Origin of the sequence: Anaerobutyricum hallii DSM 3353, assembly GCF_000173975.1 — a bacterium.
Lineage (GTDB): Bacteria > Bacillota > Clostridia > Lachnospirales > Lachnospiraceae > Anaerobutyricum > Anaerobutyricum hallii.
Genome location: NZ_ACEP01000057.1, coordinates 1 through 16,212, shown reverse-complemented (window position 1 = coordinate 16,212; position 16,212 = coordinate 1). Strand labels below are relative to the sequence as shown.

General features: G+C 38.1%; 12 protein-coding genes. 6 read left to right on the top strand and 6 right to left on the bottom strand.

Annotated features, from left to right (window positions below):
* The first annotated feature begins 247 nt into the window (after positions 1-247).
* Together EUBHAL_RS05205 and EUBHAL_RS05200 are read left to right on the top strand one after the other, a co-directional pair.
* A complete protein-coding gene (locus tag EUBHAL_RS05205; RefSeq protein ID WP_005345942.1) occupies positions 248-1,780 on the top strand; it encodes a sodium:solute symporter family protein in 1,533 nt (510 codons plus the stop codon).
* 13 nt (positions 1,781-1,793) lie between these two features.
* Entirely contained in the window at positions 1,794-2,717 is a 924-nt protein-coding gene (locus tag EUBHAL_RS05200) for a hypothetical protein (RefSeq protein WP_005345940.1), read from the top strand.
* A gap of 164 nt (positions 2,718-2,881) precedes the next feature.
* Here EUBHAL_RS05200 and EUBHAL_RS05195 read toward each other — a convergent pair whose 3' ends face one another.
* Complete coding sequence (locus tag EUBHAL_RS05195) at positions 2,882-4,516, bottom strand: class I adenylate-forming enzyme family protein (RefSeq protein ID WP_005345938.1); 1,635 nt, start codon at positions 4,514-4,516, stop codon at positions 2,882-2,884.
* 335 nt (positions 4,517-4,851) lie between these two features.
* Here EUBHAL_RS05195 and EUBHAL_RS05190 point away from each other — a divergent pair, with 335 nt between their 5' ends.
* Both EUBHAL_RS05190 and EUBHAL_RS05185 read left to right on the top strand, forming a co-directional pair.
* Positions 4,852-6,039, top strand: a complete 1,188-nt coding sequence (locus EUBHAL_RS05190) for a pyridoxal phosphate-dependent aminotransferase (protein ID WP_044922105.1) — start codon at positions 4,852-4,854, stop codon at positions 6,037-6,039.
* Between the two features lie 23 nt (positions 6,040-6,062).
* Positions 6,063-6,911, top strand: coding sequence for an amidohydrolase family protein (locus EUBHAL_RS05185; protein WP_005345925.1), 849 nt, complete (start codon positions 6,063-6,065; stop codon positions 6,909-6,911).
* Between the two features lie 684 nt (positions 6,912-7,595).
* On the opposite strand, the gene EUBHAL_RS14715 is transcribed toward EUBHAL_RS05185, so the two are convergent.
* A complete protein-coding gene (locus EUBHAL_RS14715; protein WP_049940630.1) occupies positions 7,596-9,308 on the bottom strand; it encodes an Ig-like domain-containing protein in 1,713 nt (570 codons plus the stop codon).
* A gap of 250 nt (positions 9,309-9,558) precedes the next feature.
* Between EUBHAL_RS14715 and EUBHAL_RS05175 the strand changes: the two genes are divergently transcribed.
* Entirely contained in the window at positions 9,559-11,304 is a 1,746-nt protein-coding gene (locus tag EUBHAL_RS05175; RefSeq protein ID WP_005345916.1) for a helix-turn-helix domain-containing protein, read from the top strand.
* Positions 11,305-11,375: 71 nt separating this feature from the next.
* Here the strand turns inward: EUBHAL_RS05175 and EUBHAL_RS05170 are convergent, their stop codons facing one another.
* The 4 genes from EUBHAL_RS05170 to EUBHAL_RS05155 form a co-directional block, all read right to left on the bottom strand.
* Positions 11,376-12,680, bottom strand: a complete 1,305-nt coding sequence (locus EUBHAL_RS05170; RefSeq protein ID WP_005345913.1) for a phenylacetate--CoA ligase family protein — start codon at positions 12,678-12,680, stop codon at positions 11,376-11,378.
* 49 nt (positions 12,681-12,729) lie between these two features.
* Positions 12,730-13,302 (bottom strand): indolepyruvate oxidoreductase subunit beta, encoded by a 573-nt coding sequence (locus EUBHAL_RS05165; RefSeq protein ID WP_005345911.1) that lies wholly within the window; start codon positions 13,300-13,302, stop codon positions 12,730-12,732.
* Between the two features lie 13 nt (positions 13,303-13,315).
* Positions 13,316-15,043 (bottom strand): indolepyruvate ferredoxin oxidoreductase subunit alpha, encoded by a 1,728-nt coding sequence (gene iorA / locus EUBHAL_RS05160; protein ID WP_005345910.1) that lies wholly within the window; start codon positions 15,041-15,043, stop codon positions 13,316-13,318.
* Positions 15,044-15,148: 105 nt separating this feature from the next.
* A complete protein-coding gene (locus EUBHAL_RS05155) occupies positions 15,149-15,466 on the bottom strand; it encodes a YerC/YecD family TrpR-related protein (protein ID WP_005345908.1) in 318 nt (105 codons plus the stop codon).
* A 178-nt stretch (positions 15,467-15,644) separates the two neighbouring features.
* On the opposite strand from EUBHAL_RS05155, the gene EUBHAL_RS05150 reads away from it, so the two are divergent.
* Positions 15,645-16,151: a phosphatase PAP2 family protein gene (locus EUBHAL_RS05150; protein ID WP_005345906.1), complete on the top strand. Its 507-nt coding sequence runs from the start codon at positions 15,645-15,647 to the stop codon at positions 16,149-16,151.
* Positions 16,152-16,212: the final 61 nt, after the last annotated feature.

Below are 16,212 nucleotides of genomic sequence, written 5' to 3'. Positions count from 1 at the left end.
AAATCGCCGCGACTAAAGTCACAAATATAGGGTATCGGTTCTCTCCCCGGGCGTCTGTCTCTTAATGAATTAAATAGTAAATTCTCTTGTTGACTTTTTCGATTTTATGTGTTAAAGTTTTTATAGTTTATACAGTTAAAGTGTCAAAGTATTCCATTAAAAAACTGATGCAGGCTGTGAGGCATACAGATTACTGATTTTTTTCAGATATGCTTTAACGACTACAAAGAAAAGAGAGGAAAAATGTATGAAACTACTAATCTTGATTGCTTATTTTATTGTTCTCATTACTATCGGTTTTGTCTGCCGACAGAAGGCAACTGATGTGAATGGCTTTGTGCTCGGAGGACGTTCTGTCGGGCCGTGGCTTACTGCTTTTGCTTATGGAACTTCGTATTTTTCTGCCGTTGTATTCGTTGGTTATGCCGGACAGTTCGGCTGGCGTTTCGGAATTGCTGCTACATGGGCCGGTATCGGTAATGCTCTTATAGGCTCCCTCCTTGCATGGGTGATTCTCGGACGACGTACCCGAATCATGACACAGCATCTTGACTCCGCAACAATGCCGCAGTTTTTCGGTGAGCGTTTTCAGAGTAAATCTCTTAAGATTGCGGCATCTGTTATCATTTTCATTTTCCTGATTCCATATACCGCATCTCTCTACAACGGTCTTTCCCGTTTATTTGGTATGGCATTTCATATTGATTATTCGGTATGTATTGTCCTGATGGCAATTTTAACTGCAATCTATGTTATTGCCGGCGGTTATATGGCAACTGCAATCAATGATTTTATTCAGGGAATCATTATGTTAGCAGGTATTATTGCCATTATAGTGGCAGTACTTCATGGTAAGGGTGGATTTATGGCTGCTTTAGATGGGCTTGGCCATGTGAGTGATCCTACGGTCTCTTCCACTCCAGGAGTCTTCGGTTCTTTCTTTGGTCCTGACCCAGTCAGCCTCCTTTCTGTTGTTATTTTAACTTCACTTGGTACCTGGGGCCTTCCTCAGATGGTTCAGAAGTTTTATGCAATTGATAATGAAGATTCCATTAAAAAGGGAACGATTATTTCTACAATTTTTGCTTTAGTCGTTTCTGGCGGGTGTTATTTCTTAGGTGGTTTTGGGCGTCTTTTCTCTGATAAGATTGATATCGCTGCTAACGGTTACGATTCCATTATTCCAACTATGCTTGAAAATTTACATCCATTACTTATTGCATTGGTTGTTATCCTTGTTTTATCTGCTTCAATGTCTACCTTATCTTCACTGGTCATTGCTTCAAGTTCTACGCTGACCATTGACCTGATCAAAGATAATGTTGTAAAGGATATGAGCGATAAAAAACAGGTATTATGTATCCGTGTACTTATTGTTATTTTCATTGCAATTTCTGCGATTATCGCCGTTATCCAGTACAAGAGTGCTGTCACATTTATCGCACAATTAATGGGAATCTCCTGGGGTGCACTTGCGGGTTCTTTCCTTGCACCATTCCTCTACTCCCTTTACTGGAAAAAGACAACAAAAGCTGCCTGCTGGACATCTTTTGTGTTTGGATGTATGATTATGGTTCTGAATCTTGTTGCAGGCTCTCATTTTCCAGCATTGTTACAATCCCCGATTAACTGCGGTGCTTTCGCAATGCTTATCGGATTAATCATTGTCCCTGTTGTCAGTCTCTTCACAAAAAAACCAGACGCAGCATTAATCGAGAATACATTTGCCTGCTATGACAAGACCAGTACAGTAACTCAAAAAACTGCACTTGGAAAATAAATGAGGTAATATTATGGCAAGTAAAAATACAAACATTGTATCCAAAACACTGGTTGAATCCTATATTCGCAAACAGGTAAAAGCATTAAAACAATCTCCTGCAGAGACGATTGATACTCTCACAAAGCAGCTTTTAGATAAACCAAAAGGCTCTTTGGAAAAGTATCTTTTACATATCACACCTGAAAAACTTCAGGATACACAAAGTGGATATTATAAGCTTTTCCATGATATTCTTCCAAAAGTAAATACAGATCATCTCGTTACTTTAGGAATGAATATTGGATATAATGGTATTTTTACCGCTTCAAAAAAAACACAAACAAACTCCCCAGAGAGCAAATCAGACGCTCTCTGGGCTTTTATGCTTTCCATCGATGGAATTAATTATGAAAAAAAATCTGCACAATATAAGGCACAGATTAGCAATGCAAAAAAGAATGGAACCCGTTGCTTTATGCTTTTTATTGAAAAAAATGCATGGAAACTGCTTCCTCTTATAAAAAAAGAAAAAGACTGTGCTTTCTTTTTATTCTGCCCTAGCTCCTGCTTAACAGAAAAATTCTTAGATGCCGTAAAACTCACCAAAAATCTTTTTATTTCTGTTGCTTATAACAGTAACGGCAATAAGGAGCAGATACTTTCCACCAATGTATTTAATCGTCTTAGATCACGAAAACTGCCTTATGGCATACATTATTATTATTCTGTGTCTGATCTAGATAACTTTAAATCTGGCGAAATCTTTAAAAAATTAAGTAAAGAAAAACCTCTGTTCTCCTTCTTTCTCCCAAAAAAAGCTGACTCTGGTAAGGATACTGTAACAGAAGAAGAGAAAAAAGCTGTTTACGAAATAATCATAAAAGAACGATATTGGTTAAAGTATCCTTCAATCCCATTTGAAATAGAGAAAGATTATTACTATTTAATTCATTAAAGAACAGAAGCCATTGTCCTCAATAAGGCATATTTGTGGTCTCGGAGCAAGTGTTGGATGCAAGCGGGTAAGCGAACATTCAACACGCAGCGACTAAAATCACAAATATGCCTTATTGAGGACAATGGCTTCGTCTGTAGTTTGTCTAATGAATTAAATAGCAACTAAGCTCTATTCTGTTGTGCTACCAAGTATTCTGCTCCATATTTTTTACGGAGTGCCGGTTTTTCAATCTTTCCAGTTGCATTTCTAGGAACATCTGCAAAGATAAGCTTCTTAGGCCGTTTGTAACGAGGAAGCTTCATACAGTATTCGTTGATTTCTTCTTCAGTACATTCCATGCCATCTTTAATAGAAATAACCGCTCCTGTAATCTCTCCAAGTCGTTTGTCTGGAAGTCCGATGACTGCGACATCTTTTACTTTATCAAAGGCACTTAAGAAGTTTTCAATCTGTACTGGATAAATGTTTTCTCCTCCACTTACGATAACGTCTTTCTTACGGTCTACAAGGAAATAGAATCCGTCTTCATCCTGCATTGCCATATCTCCGGTAAAGAGCCATCCGTCTTTGATAGTTTCTGCGGTTGCTTTTGGATCGTTGTAGTAGCAGGTCATCATTCCCGGACCCTGTACACAAAGCTCTCCGACTTCTCCCTGTGGAAGTGCATTTCCATTCTCATCGACAATCTTGCAGGACCAGCGGTAACCTGGAATGCCAATTGCACCAACTTTATCAATATTTTCAATACCAAGATGTACACAGCCTGGACCTGTAGACTCTGATAATCCATAGTTTGTATCGTATAAATGGTTCGGGAAGTATTCTTTCCAGTGTTTGATCAGTGATGGCGGTACTGGCTGTGCACCGATATGCATCAGTCTCCACTGGGAAAGCTCATAATTCTCCAGTTTTAAATCACCTCTGTCAAGGCTGTCTAAAATATCCTGTGCCCACGGTACTAAAAGCCATACGATTGTACAATGCTCTTTCGATACGGCATCAAGAATAATCTCCGGTGTGGTTCCTTTTAATAATACTGCCTTACTTCCCGCACAAAGGCTTCCCATCCAGTGGAACTTCGCCCCAGTGTGATACAATGGCGGAATACATAAAAATACATCATCTCTGTTTGTCAGATGATGTTTCTGCTCCATCTGTGCCGCCTGCAGTAAACTCTCATGATTATGAAGGATTGCTTTCGGAAATCCTGTTGTTCCTGAAGAAAAATAAATTGCTGCATCATCTTCGTCTTCTAAGCGAACTAACGGAGCCTGACTTGAACAATCTGCTACAAGTTCTCGATAACTTTCTGCGAATGTCGGACAGCCATCTCCTACATAAATCAAAAGACGCCCTTTGCTAAGTTCTTCCTCAATTGCTTCAATTCGACCAATAAACTCCGGACCAAAGAAAAGCACATGTACCTCAGCTAAATCGGCACAATATTTAATCTCATCAGAAGCAAATCGAAAGTTAAATGGCACAGCGATTGCTCCTGTTTTTAAAATACCAAAATAAATTGGCAGCCATTCCAGACAGTTAAACATTAAGATGGCTACACGGTCACCCTTTTGCACACCACGGCTTAACAGCATATTTGCCACACGGTTTGCCTTCTCATCAAATACGCTCCATGTAATCTCACGGCGATATGGTACAGAAGAAGTTTGCTGCACAAGATCATATTCCTTCCATGTTGTCTTTCTTGTATCCTTCATTGTAGGATTCAATTCTACTAAGGCAACTTCCTCTCCGTAAAGCTTATGATTTCTCTCAAGTAAATCTGTAACTGGCATAACGCTACCTTCCTTTTCTTAAAAATTTAAATATTTAAAATACAGACACCCTTTTCTCTGCGTCTGTATCTCTTAATCTTCCTAATCCTTCTTCACTTTTTCTCTTTTATTTATTAAAGTGTTGCACTATGATAAAGTATCATATTTTGTGAAAAAAGTCAACGCTATCTCGCTATTCCAGCTCTTTTTTTATCAGTTCAAAAAATATTTTATATGTGCCTTGTATACAAGTTTTTTCTGTAAATCATCTGGTTGATTTACGATGCTTCGTTGACAGATTTCCTTTTTTGCACTATCATTATATGGTAAAAATAAACAGAAACGAGGATAAAGCTATGTTAAATGAAAAAATGGTTGCTCTCGGCACCCAGCGTTCTGTTATCCGTGAATTATTTGAATACGGAAAACAGCGTGCTGCCGAAGTTGGTCCAGAGAATGTTTTTGATTTCTCCATCGGAAATCCAAGCGTTCCTGCTCCTGATTGTGTCAATGAAACTGCTATAAAGCTCCTTAATGAGATGGATTCTGTTGTTCTTCACGGCTATACAAGCGCGCAGGGAGATGCCGGTGTCCGCAAGATGATTGCAGATTCTATCAACTCTCGCTTCCAGACATCTTTTAATGCAGATAATCTGTACATGACTGTTGGTGCCGCTGCTGCATTATGCTGCTGCTTAAATGGTCTTACATGTCCTGGAGATGAGTTTATCGTATTTGCACCATATTTCCCAGAATATAAAGTATTTATCGAGGCTGCCGGTGCTTCTATGAAGCTTATTCCTGCAGACATCGAGGCTTTCCAGATTGATTTTAGGGCATTTGAAGAAGCCATCAATGAACACACAAAGGGCGTTCTTGTAAACTCTCCAAATAACCCATCTGGTGCCGTTTATTCTGAAGAAACTGTTAAGAAACTTGCGGAAATTCTTGAAGCAAAATCCGCGGAATATCATCACCCAATCTATTTGATTGCTGATGAACCATACCGTGAGATTGCATTTGAAGGTACTGTCGTTCCTTACCTTCCTAAATACTACAAAAACACTTTAGTATGCTATTCCTGGTCTAAATCATTATCCCTCCCTGGTGAGCGTATGGGATATGTTGTCGTACCAGATGAAGTGGACGAACATGAACTGGTTTACGCTGCGATTGCAGGTGCAGGACGTTCTCTTGGCTATGTAAACGCTCCTGGTTTATTCCAGAGAGTCTGTGCTCTTTGTGCTAGCGAAACTTCTGATATTTCCGTTTATGAAACAAATAAAAACATTCTTACAAAGGGACTTCGTGATATGGGATACCACGTTGTAGAACCAGGCGGAACTTTCTATATGTTCCCTCGTACTTTAATCGATGATGATATCGCTTTTTGCGAAAAAGCGAAATTAGATCATAATCTATTAATCGTACCGGGAACTGGATTTGGATGCCCAGGACACGCAAGAATTTCCTACTGCGTTCCTACAGAACAGGTAGAACGTTCTCTTGCCGCATTTGAGAAACTCGTAAAATCTTATAAATAAACTCACTGTCATTGGAGGCAGACATGATCATAGATTTTCACACTCACACTTTTCCTGATAAGTCTTCGGAAAAGATTGTGAATCATCTTGCACACATTGGCTGCATTCCTCCACATACAGATGGTTCTGTCATCGGTCTCTTTTCTTCCATGAAAGAGGCCGATATTGATTATTCTGTAAATCTACCTGTCATGACAAAACCATCCCAGGTTGAAAAGGTAAATTCTTCATTAATCCAACAGCAGGAATATCTGCTTGATATGAAAATCATTACCTTTGGAGGTATGCATCCAAATTATACGAATTATAAAGAAGAACTTTTACGTTTAAAACAGGCCGGAATTCCTGGAATTAAACTCCATCCTGCATATCAGAATGTAGATCTTGATGATATCCGCATGATGCGTATCATTGATGAAGCTTCTTCACAGGGGCTGATCACATTAGTACATGCTGGCATTGATATTGGTATTTATGACCACAATTATTCTTCTGTTGCTCAGATTTTAAAATTATTAAAAGAAGTTGCCCCGGAGAAGCTGGTTCTTGCACATATGGGAAACTGGGGTCGCTGGAACGAAGTCGAGAGTGATCTTGCCGGAGCGCCTGTCTATTTTGACACTGCTTTTTCTTATGGCCCGGTAACTCCACTCCCCGATGCCCCAAGAGCTCCGTATATTTCCTATAATCTTCATCCAAAGGACTTTGTACGTCTTGTGAGAAAACATGGTACAGACAAGATTCTTTTTGGCACTGATTCTCCGTGGGAGAACCAGCAGGATTATGTGAAACGAATCTCTCACATGGACTTTACAAAAGAAGAACTCGAACAAATTCTTTCTGAAAATGCAAAAAAACTTTTTACTATTTAATTCATTAAGAGACAAACGCCCGAGAAGAGAACCGCTAGCCTATATTTGTGACTTTAGTCGCTACGAGAAATCGTCTTCTATGAAAAGGCCGCCATTAAAAGTTATTGATTTTGACTCAGTTGTACAAAACACAAAGTCGTCAAAATCAATAATTTTAATGGCGGCCTTTTCTAACATTTTACTACAATCTCGTAGCTCCGAGGCCACAAATATAGGCTAGCGGTTCTCTTCCCGGGCTGTCTTTGGCTGGATTTTGTTTGAATTAAATAGTGGCTGTGGGAATTTGGGGGAGAGGGCAGAAGTTTTCTGCTTGCTCTGAAATTATTGTGAATAGATGCTTGGTATTTAAATTGAAGTTATAAAGGTTGAAAAGGAGAATTGAAGCTTCCTTCTTGCTCCAATATAATATAGTCAAGTCAGATTATCCCCTCTATTCCCAGTCATTTTTGAGTAAGCAGAAGACATCAGCTTCTGTCCCCAAATCCCCTCCTCCTGTTTAATCCACCTTCTCCAGCCACAGCACAGAAGCCATTGCCCCCAATAAGGCATATTTGTGGTCTTGGAGCAAAGTTTGGATGCGAGCGCATAAGCGAACATTCAAACCGTCGCGACTAAAAGCACAAATATGCCTTATTGGGGGCAATGGCTTCGTCTGTAGTGTATCCAATGAATTAAATAGTAAATTTATTTTATTTTGATTTTTACAGTATGTTTTTTCCCGCTTCCATCAGTTGCCATTGCTGTAATTTTTACAGTTTTCCCTTTGGCTGATTTTTTCGTTGTTACGATTCCTTTGGCATTTACGGTGGCATATTTTGCATTACCTGATGTCCAGAGAAGTTTTGTATTTGCTTTCTTTGTGGCAATTACTTTGGCTTTTAGTTTTAGCTTCTTGCCTGCTTTTACTGGCTTACTCCCCGTAATCTTAACTTTCTTTACAATGCCTTTCATAGATGTAATCTTCCAGGAAGCATATTTTTTACTGCCATCTTTTGCTGTTGCTGTAATCGTTACTTTTTTACCACCTGTTTTCTTTTTCAGGGTGACTATACCATTTTGGGTTACCGTTGCAACTTTTGGATTACTGGACTTCCAGATTAGCTTTTTATTGGATGCGTTATTTGGTAAAACTGTCGCTTTTAAAGTAAGCTTTTTGCCTGCGGCAATTTTTTTGGAAATACCGGAGAGACGAATAGAAGATACTAACCTTCTATTACCATTTGTGTCTATATTCGGTTTTGTGTTCTGGTCACTGCCTGAATACAAAATATCTCCACTGAAGTTATAATTGTAAAACATTCTTCCGGTAGGTACTATCTCATACTTATCCAGAATGGACATTGGCTGGTTTTGTTCTCCTTCTACTGGAATTGCATAATTTTTATTAGCTTTCTTTTTAATTTTATAAATAGAACATACTTCTTCATTTTTTTGCTGATCATAATCAAAGTATGCTACATAATCCGACACTGTACCTGAAGATGTCTTTTTATTTAGCATCATCAAGCTGTATGATGTTACAGATGTTGTATACGCTTTTATTTTCTGTGCGTTTGTGTTTATAGTAAAATTGCTCGACCAGAAATAATTTCCATTTTCATCCTGCATAGAAGCAAGCCAAATTTCAGGGAAAACTTCCTGTATTTTATAAATATTATAGTATGGTTCATCGTCACTGCTTCCTGCTTGTCGTAAAGCCCCATATATCCCTGTTACAGAATCGTCTTTTGGCGTACATGGAATAAAGTCTGCCAGCTCATAGACTGCCGCAGTCATCCGTTTTGCTTCTTTTTGTGATGTTTTCTGTACTTTTTGGTTTAATGTATCATTTCCTTCAAATACAATGCCATCTTTTGCTGCGGCAGAATAAGAAACAACTATAGAAGAAGGAAATTTATTATCACGATACACTTTTAAAGTAACCCCTTGTTTTACTTTAAACTGTGCGTTTGCCTCTTCTGCCATTAAAGAAATCGGTTCCCCCTGTACTCTGTTTTTATTAATCTCTAAGGACCCATTTCCTTCTAATGTAAGGCTTCCGCCATAAGAGTAACCCCATACAGCAATTCCCTGTATCTGATTATTCCCCACTACCTTTACTTTAAAATCATCCCCCATTTCATTTGCCACAATTTTCTTTTCAGCTTCCTGATATCCGTTTAAAGTAAGAGTATTTGTTTTTTTATCATAGCTGATGTTTCTAACTGTGCTGATAGTCACTGATTTATTGGCGTTATAAAGCTGTTTAGGATTTGCACTTCCATCATCAATCACTATATATGCACTACTCCAATCCTGCTCATTTGGTCCATTTGCCGCTTCGACCGAACTTCCCAGCATCACAAATGACATTAAAAACGCAAAACAAAGTGCCATTATCTTTTTCCATCGTTTCATCGCTGTTCCTCCTTTATCCATTGATACTTTGTTTTTTGATAATTACATTATACAAAATTCCACTCTATATTTTCTGATTCTTTCCAGTTAGTCATTGCCAAAACGGAAATCATACTTTATGGGTTTTTTGTCTGCTGCTTTTACGATATAATAGAATTAAATGAAACCTTTCAGGATTACAAAATCTACCACATAAAGCCTGGTACATAATCTTCGATTCATTTAAACTTTTAATTTAGGAGAAGGTAAGATGACCGATTTTAAAGATATTTTAATAAAATATATGGAAGAACTGGATTGTTCCTCAAAGGAGCTTGCAGATAGTTCCGGACTTTCTGCCGCAACGATCAGCCGCTATCGTTCCGGAGAACGAATACCTGATGTAGAAAGTGACAATTTAAAGCAACTGATTTACGGTATCGTTAAACTTGCCCAAAAAAGAAATCTTTCTTCTATTAATGACATAACGGTACATTCTGATTTTCTGCGTTTTTTACCGGATATATCGGCTGATTTTTCTATTTTGCAGGCAAATTTGAATACTTTATTTACTATGCTGTCAATAAATACTTCAGAGTTCGCCAGATTTTTAAATTATGATGCCTCTTATATTTCCCGCATAAAAAGCGGCGAACGGCAGCCTGCTGATCCAGAACTCTTTCTTGTTAATACTGCTCTTTTTGTAACAAAAAGATATACGAAAAAAACAGATCTTTCTATATTAGCGAATTTATTTGATTGTTCTTTGGAAGAATTGCGAGAGGAAAAAACGTATTTATCTCTTTTAAAACACTGGCTTCAAACAAAGCATACGAATACAGACAAAGAGCAGCAATCTTTATCCCATTTTCTGCAAAAATTGGATGAATTCAATTTAGATGACTATATTCGTGTTATTCATTTTAATGAATTAAAAGTCCCAACGGCACCTTTTCAGTTTCCCGGTTCTAAAAATTATTTTGGATTAAAAGAAATGATGAATAGTGAACTCGATTTTTTAAAAGCAACGGTTCTTTCCAAATCACAGGAAGATGTTATTATGTATAGTGATATGCCTATTGAAGAGATGGCGAAAGATTCTAATTTTCCCAAAAAGTGGATGTTCGGAATGGCCTGTATGCTAAAAAAAGGATTACATTTGCATCAGATTCACCAGATTGACCGGCCGTTTGCCGAAATGATGCTTGGGCTTGAAAGCTGGATTCCTATGTATATGACAGGTCAGATTTCCCCTTATTATTTAAAAGAAAATACCGGACAAACTTTCATGCATTTATTAAAAGTTTCCGGAGCTGCCGCACTTCAGGGTGAAGCAATTTATGGGCATCACACACAAGGACGTTATTATCTCACAAAACATAAAACTGAAATATCTTATTACAAAGAAATGGCTGAGCTGCTTTTAAAAAAGGCTTCTCCTCTCATGGAAATATTTCGGGAAAACTCCATGATGCCCTATCATGCTTTTTTACAGGCAGATGCAAAGACCAGCGGAAAACGATATCACATTTTATCTGCTTTACCGCTTCAAACTTTGAATTCCTCCCTACTTGAAGATATTTTAAATCAGAATCAGATCAATAAAGAAGATGCTCAAAAAATCAAAACATATATTGATAAAAAGTCTGCTCAGATTCAGCAGATTCTTTCCCATGATATGATTACGGAAGAATTCCCTATTTTATCCAAAGAAGAATTTAGTAGATTTCCGATTGCGCTTCCATTATCCGATATTTTTTATGAAGAAAACATCTATTATACCTGGGAAATGTATAAGCAGCATTTAGAAAGCACTCTAAATTATGAAAAAACACATCAAAACTATTGTATAAAGCAAAATCAACAATCTGCTTTTCGAAATATTCAGATCAGGATTCACGAAAAAAAATGGGTTCTTGTATCTAAAAACAGAACCCCTGCAATTCATTTTCTCATCCGGCATCCTAAAATGAGAAATGCTTTTGAAAATATGATCATACCAATTGTAGAATTATAGAAAATAAAAAATATCCTATAGCAGCTAATATCACAGCTACTATAGGATACTTTTTATTTTTCTTTCTAAGATTATTTATTATAGAGATTTCTCTTATCGACTACTCGAACAGCTTTTCCTTCGCTTCTTGTAATAGTTTTTGGTTCTAAAATGCTGACATCTACCTTGATTCCAAGCATGTTCTTCAAACCATGTACGATTTTCTTTTCTCTAGCTGCGATAGCGACATCTTCCTGTTTCATTTCCGGTGTCATCTCTACCTGAACTTCAATTGTATCATTATTGCCAATACGATCTACTAAAATCTGATAGTTAGCCTGATAACCCTGTTTTAATAAAACAGCTTCAATCTGAGATGGCCATACGTTAACACCTTTTACTACCATCATATCATCGCTTCTGCCCATTGGTTTATGCATACGGATATGGGTACGTCCACAGGAACATTTCTTTCTCGTCAGATAACATAAATCTCTTGTGCGGTAACGGAGTAATGGATATGCTTTTTTTGTAATACAGGTAAATACTAACTCTCCGATTTCTCCTTCTGGAAGAACTTCTCCTGTATCTGGATTAATAATCTCAGGAATGAAGTGATCTTCCTGTATATGCATTCCTTTCTGCTCTTCACATTCAAAGGATACGCCCGGACCGGAAATCTCGGTCAGTCCATAAATATCATAGGCTTTGATACCAAGAGATTCTTCGATATTATGACGCATTTCCTCTGTCCATGGCTCTGCTCCAAAAATACCTGCCTTTAACTTGATATTCTCTCTATGTCCGCCTTCATTAATTGATTCTCCAAGGCTTGCAGCATAAGAAGGAGTGCAGCAAAGAATGGTAGATCCTAAATCTTCCATAAACTGAATTTGTCTTTCTGTATTACCTGAAGACATTGGAAGTGTCATACAGCCTACTCGATGAGAGCCTCCATGCAGACCTGCTCCACCAGTAAAGAGTCCATAACCGTAGGCTACATGGCATACATCATCTTTTGTTCCGCCTGCTGCCATGATAGCACGGGCACAGCAGTCTTCCCACACATCAATATCTTCTTGTGTGTAAAAGGCAACAACACGGCGGCCTGTTGTACCACTTGTAGACTGCATTCTCACACATTCAGATAATGGTACCCCAAGAAAACCGTATGGATACTGATCTCTCAAATCATCTTTAGTAACGAAAGGAAGTTTATGAAGATCTTCGATTCCTTTTATATCTTCTGGTTCTACTCCTGCTTCTTTCATTTTATTACGATAAAATTCTACATGATCATATACATACTTTACCTGCTCTACAAGCCTTTCGCTCTGTAAAGCCTGCAGTTTCTCTACCGGCATCGTTTCAATCTCTGGTTGATAATAATTTCCCATTCTTCTCTTTCTCCTGTTGTCACTTAATTTATAATGATCTCTTTCTCTTCTATTCTTCGCCTCTTCCAAGTGCAAATGCCTTGTGATTGAGTTCAACAAACTTTGCCGGAACACATTCCTCGATTGCTTTCTGCCACTTTTCTACCGGAATATCAAAGTATTTAGACAGTCTGCCCATTAAAACAATATTTACTGCTTTTGATGAACCTGCTTCTTCTGCTAAGGACAGACAATCCATCGCATCTACTTTAATTCCTAAAGCTTCCATCTTTTCGATAAGATTTTCAGGGTACTGTGCCGCACCGATAATAACCGGCATCGGGTCAATTTCCTGTGTATTTACTACGATTCTTCCGTCTGGTCTTAAATATTCTACATAACGGGCAGCTTCTAACTTTTCAAAAGAAACAATGAAATCTGCCTCTCCCTTATCAATAATTGGAGAATATACTTTCTCTCCAAATCTTACATATGTAACAACGCTTCCACCTCTCTGGCTCATTCCGTGAACTTCAGAAACCTTTACGTCATAGCCTTCTGATAAAAGCAAATGTCCTAATAACTTGCTGGCAAGAAGGGAACCCTGTCCTCCTACACCGACAATCATAATATTCTTTGTCATTTCGCCTGTCCTCCTATGCCTGTAATGCGTCAAATTTACATAACTGCTGGCATACACCGCAGCCTACACATAATGTCGTATCAATGACTGCCTTTTTGTCCTTTACACTGATGGCAGGACATCCAAGACGCATACATGATTTACATCCTACGCAGTTCTCTTTTTCCACTTTTAATGGTGGGTTATGTTTTACATATTTTAAGAGGGCGCAAGGACGGCGGCTGATGATTACAGATGGTTCTTCTGCTGCTAATTCCTCTTTAATAACTGTATCACAAGCTGCAAGGTCATATGGATCTACCACACGAACACGATTGAATCCCATAGAACGGCAAAGACTTTCTAAGTCAATCTTTCCTGCCGGGTCACCTTTAATATTGTAACCAGTTGTTGGATTCTGCTGATGTCCAGTCATTCCAGTGATAGAGTTATCAAGAATGATTACCGTAGAATTACTCTGATTGTAAGCGATATTGGCAAGTCCGGTCATTCCAGAATGCATGAAAGTAGAATCTCCGATAACGGCTACAGTCTTTCCTTCGCTTTCTTTGCCAAGTGCCTTGTTAAATCCATGAATAGAACTGATGGAAGCACCCATACAAAGCGTCATTTCCATTGCACTAAGTGGTGCAACTGCTCCAAGTGTATAACATCCGATATCGCCGAGAACAGTACATTTATTTTTAGATAATGTAAAGAATAATCCTCTGTGCGGACAGCCTGCACACATAACCGGAGGTCTTCCCGGAAGAGCTTCTCCAAGTTCTTTATGTGCTGGAACTTCTATACCTAATTTTTCTGCGATTAAATTCTGTGAAAATTCACCTTCCATTGGAAGAGCATCTTTTCCTGTAACAGTAAGTCCAAGTTCTTTACAATGATTTTCTAAAATAGGATCTAACTCTTCAATGATTGCAAGCTTTTCTACTTTTGCAGCAAAATCGAGAATTAACTGGTCTGGCAGAGGATTTACAAGACCAATCTTTAAGATACTTGCTTTATCTCCAAATACTTCTTTTGCATATTGATAGCAGGTAGAAGATGTGATAATACCAAGCTTTGTATCTCCCATCTCCACACGGTTAAAATCACAGTGATTTCCATACTCGATAAGCTTTCTTGTTCTCTCTTCCACAACTGGATGACGGCGAATCGCATTTCCTGGCATCATAACATACTTTGCAATATTCTTCTCGTATGGAATTGTCTCTGGTACAACACGCTCGCCCGGCTCTACAATACTCTGTGAATGAGCTACACGGGTACACATCTTAATGATAACTGGTGTGTCAAATTCTTCAGAAAGTTCAAATGCCTTCTTTGCAAACTCATAGGCTTCTGTGGAATCTGATGGCTCTAACATTGGAATCTTGGATGCAATCGCATGATGTCTGGAATCCTGTTCATTCTGAGAAGAATGCATTCCTGGGTCATCTGCAACACAGATAACCATACCGCCATTCACACCTGTATAAGAGCAGGTAAATAATGGGTCAGCAGCTACGTTAAGCCCAACGTGCTTCATTCCGCAAAAACTTCTCTTTCCAGCAAGAGATGCACCAAATGCAACTTCCATCGCAACCTTTTCATTCGGTGCCCATTCACAGTAAATCTCATCATATTTTGCAGCTTCCTCTGTAACTTCTGTACTAGGAGTTCCCGGATAGCTGGACACGACACTACAGCCAGCTTCATATAAGCCTCTTGCCAATGCCTTATTACCTAACATTAATTGTTTCATGGTAAAATATCCTTTCTATTGTTTATTGTTCCTTTTTATAGAAAGATACGACCGTCCTGTACAGTCGCATCTAAGTATATCTGACGTTGTAACACATTTAAAAAACTAAGATTCTTTAGCCTCTTCGCTTCCCTCTTTTTGGTTCAGTCTGTCAATTACCTCTCCAAGACAGCCTGTTCCATAATTAAGCATACGATTTACACGACTAATTGTAGCAGAACTTGCGTTTGTCTCACTCATAATCTCCGTATAAACTTTTTCCTTCTTCAACATACTTGCAACTTCAAAGCGCTGCTCCATAGACCGAAGTTCAGTCATTGCACAAATGTCTTCAAAAAAATCAAAACATTCTTCTAAACTTTTTAACTCCAGAATAGCCTTATACATGCCTTCTTTACGTTCTTTTGGAATATTTTTTCCCATAAGATGTTCCTTCCTTTACGAAATATAATCTTATAATACCATCTTTTTTTAATTTCGTAAATAAAAAGTTTAATGTGTTAAAGAGATTTTCCTTTAAACAACAAAAACACTATAATAATTCCCTTGACTCGCTTTTTATGCTATACTTAATCTATCTTTTTGATAATGAGGTTTATTTATGAATTTGGAACAGTATACAAAAATCAATAATTTTTTCATCAGACACTCCACTGCTTTTTCATTATTACTCACGGCAAATCGATTATTGACTGCCTGTGGTTTTCTCCTTTATCCATTATTATTACTATGTCTTTTAACAAAAAAGAACATTGCTATGCTTATTAGTTTTATCGCTATCCCAGCACTCTGTTTCCTGGCAGTAACCATTTTTAGAAAAGTAGTGAATAAAAAGCGTCCATATGAAAAACTTCCAATTCAATCCCTAATTAAAAAAGATAAAAAAGGCCAGTCTTTTCCAAGCCGCCATGTGTTTTCTATCTTTTTAATCGCTACATTATGGTTTTGCTTTTGGAAACCTGTTGGAATCTTTCTTTTTATTGCTGGTGTCTTTCTTGCGATTGTCAGAGTAATTGGCGGGGTACATTTCGTAACTGATGTATGCGCCGGGGCACTCCTCGGGGTGCTGGCAGGATTGATTTCCAACTATGTCTTTTTGATTAGCTAAAAAACAGACGAAAAAAGCCCCTATTAATCCTCCCAGATGTGACTTTAGTCGCTACGTGTTG

Coding starts and splice junctions, on each gene's coding strand:
- EUBHAL_RS05155 (WP_005345908.1), bottom strand. CDS start 15,466: ATGGGAAAAAATATTCCAAAAGAACGTAAAGAAGGCATGTATAAGGCT.
- EUBHAL_RS05170 (WP_005345913.1), bottom strand. CDS start 12,680: ATGGGAAATTATTATCAACCAGAGATTGAAACGATGCCGGTAGAGAAA.
- iorA (WP_005345910.1), bottom strand. CDS start 15,043: ATGAAACAATTAATGTTAGGTAATAAGGCATTGGCAAGAGGCTTATAT.
- EUBHAL_RS05175 (WP_005345916.1), top strand. CDS start 9,559: ATGACCGATTTTAAAGATATTTTAATAAAATATATGGAAGAACTGGAT.
- EUBHAL_RS05205 (WP_005345942.1), top strand. CDS start 248: ATGAAACTACTAATCTTGATTGCTTATTTTATTGTTCTCATTACTATC.
- EUBHAL_RS14715 (WP_049940630.1), bottom strand. CDS start 9,308: ATGAAACGATGGAAAAAGATAATGGCACTTTGTTTTGCGTTTTTAATG.
- EUBHAL_RS05150 (WP_005345906.1), top strand. CDS start 15,645: ATGAATTTGGAACAGTATACAAAAATCAATAATTTTTTCATCAGACAC.
- EUBHAL_RS05190 (WP_044922105.1), top strand. CDS start 4,852: ATGTTAAATGAAAAAATGGTTGCTCTCGGCACCCAGCGTTCTGTTATC.
- EUBHAL_RS05185 (WP_005345925.1), top strand. CDS start 6,063: ATGATCATAGATTTTCACACTCACACTTTTCCTGATAAGTCTTCGGAA.
- EUBHAL_RS05165 (WP_005345911.1), bottom strand. CDS start 13,302: ATGACAAAGAATATTATGATTGTCGGTGTAGGAGGACAGGGTTCCCTT.
- EUBHAL_RS05200 (WP_005345940.1), top strand. CDS start 1,794: ATGGCAAGTAAAAATACAAACATTGTATCCAAAACACTGGTTGAATCC.
- EUBHAL_RS05195 (WP_005345938.1), bottom strand. CDS start 4,516: ATGCCAGTTACAGATTTACTTGAGAGAAATCATAAGCTTTACGGAGAG.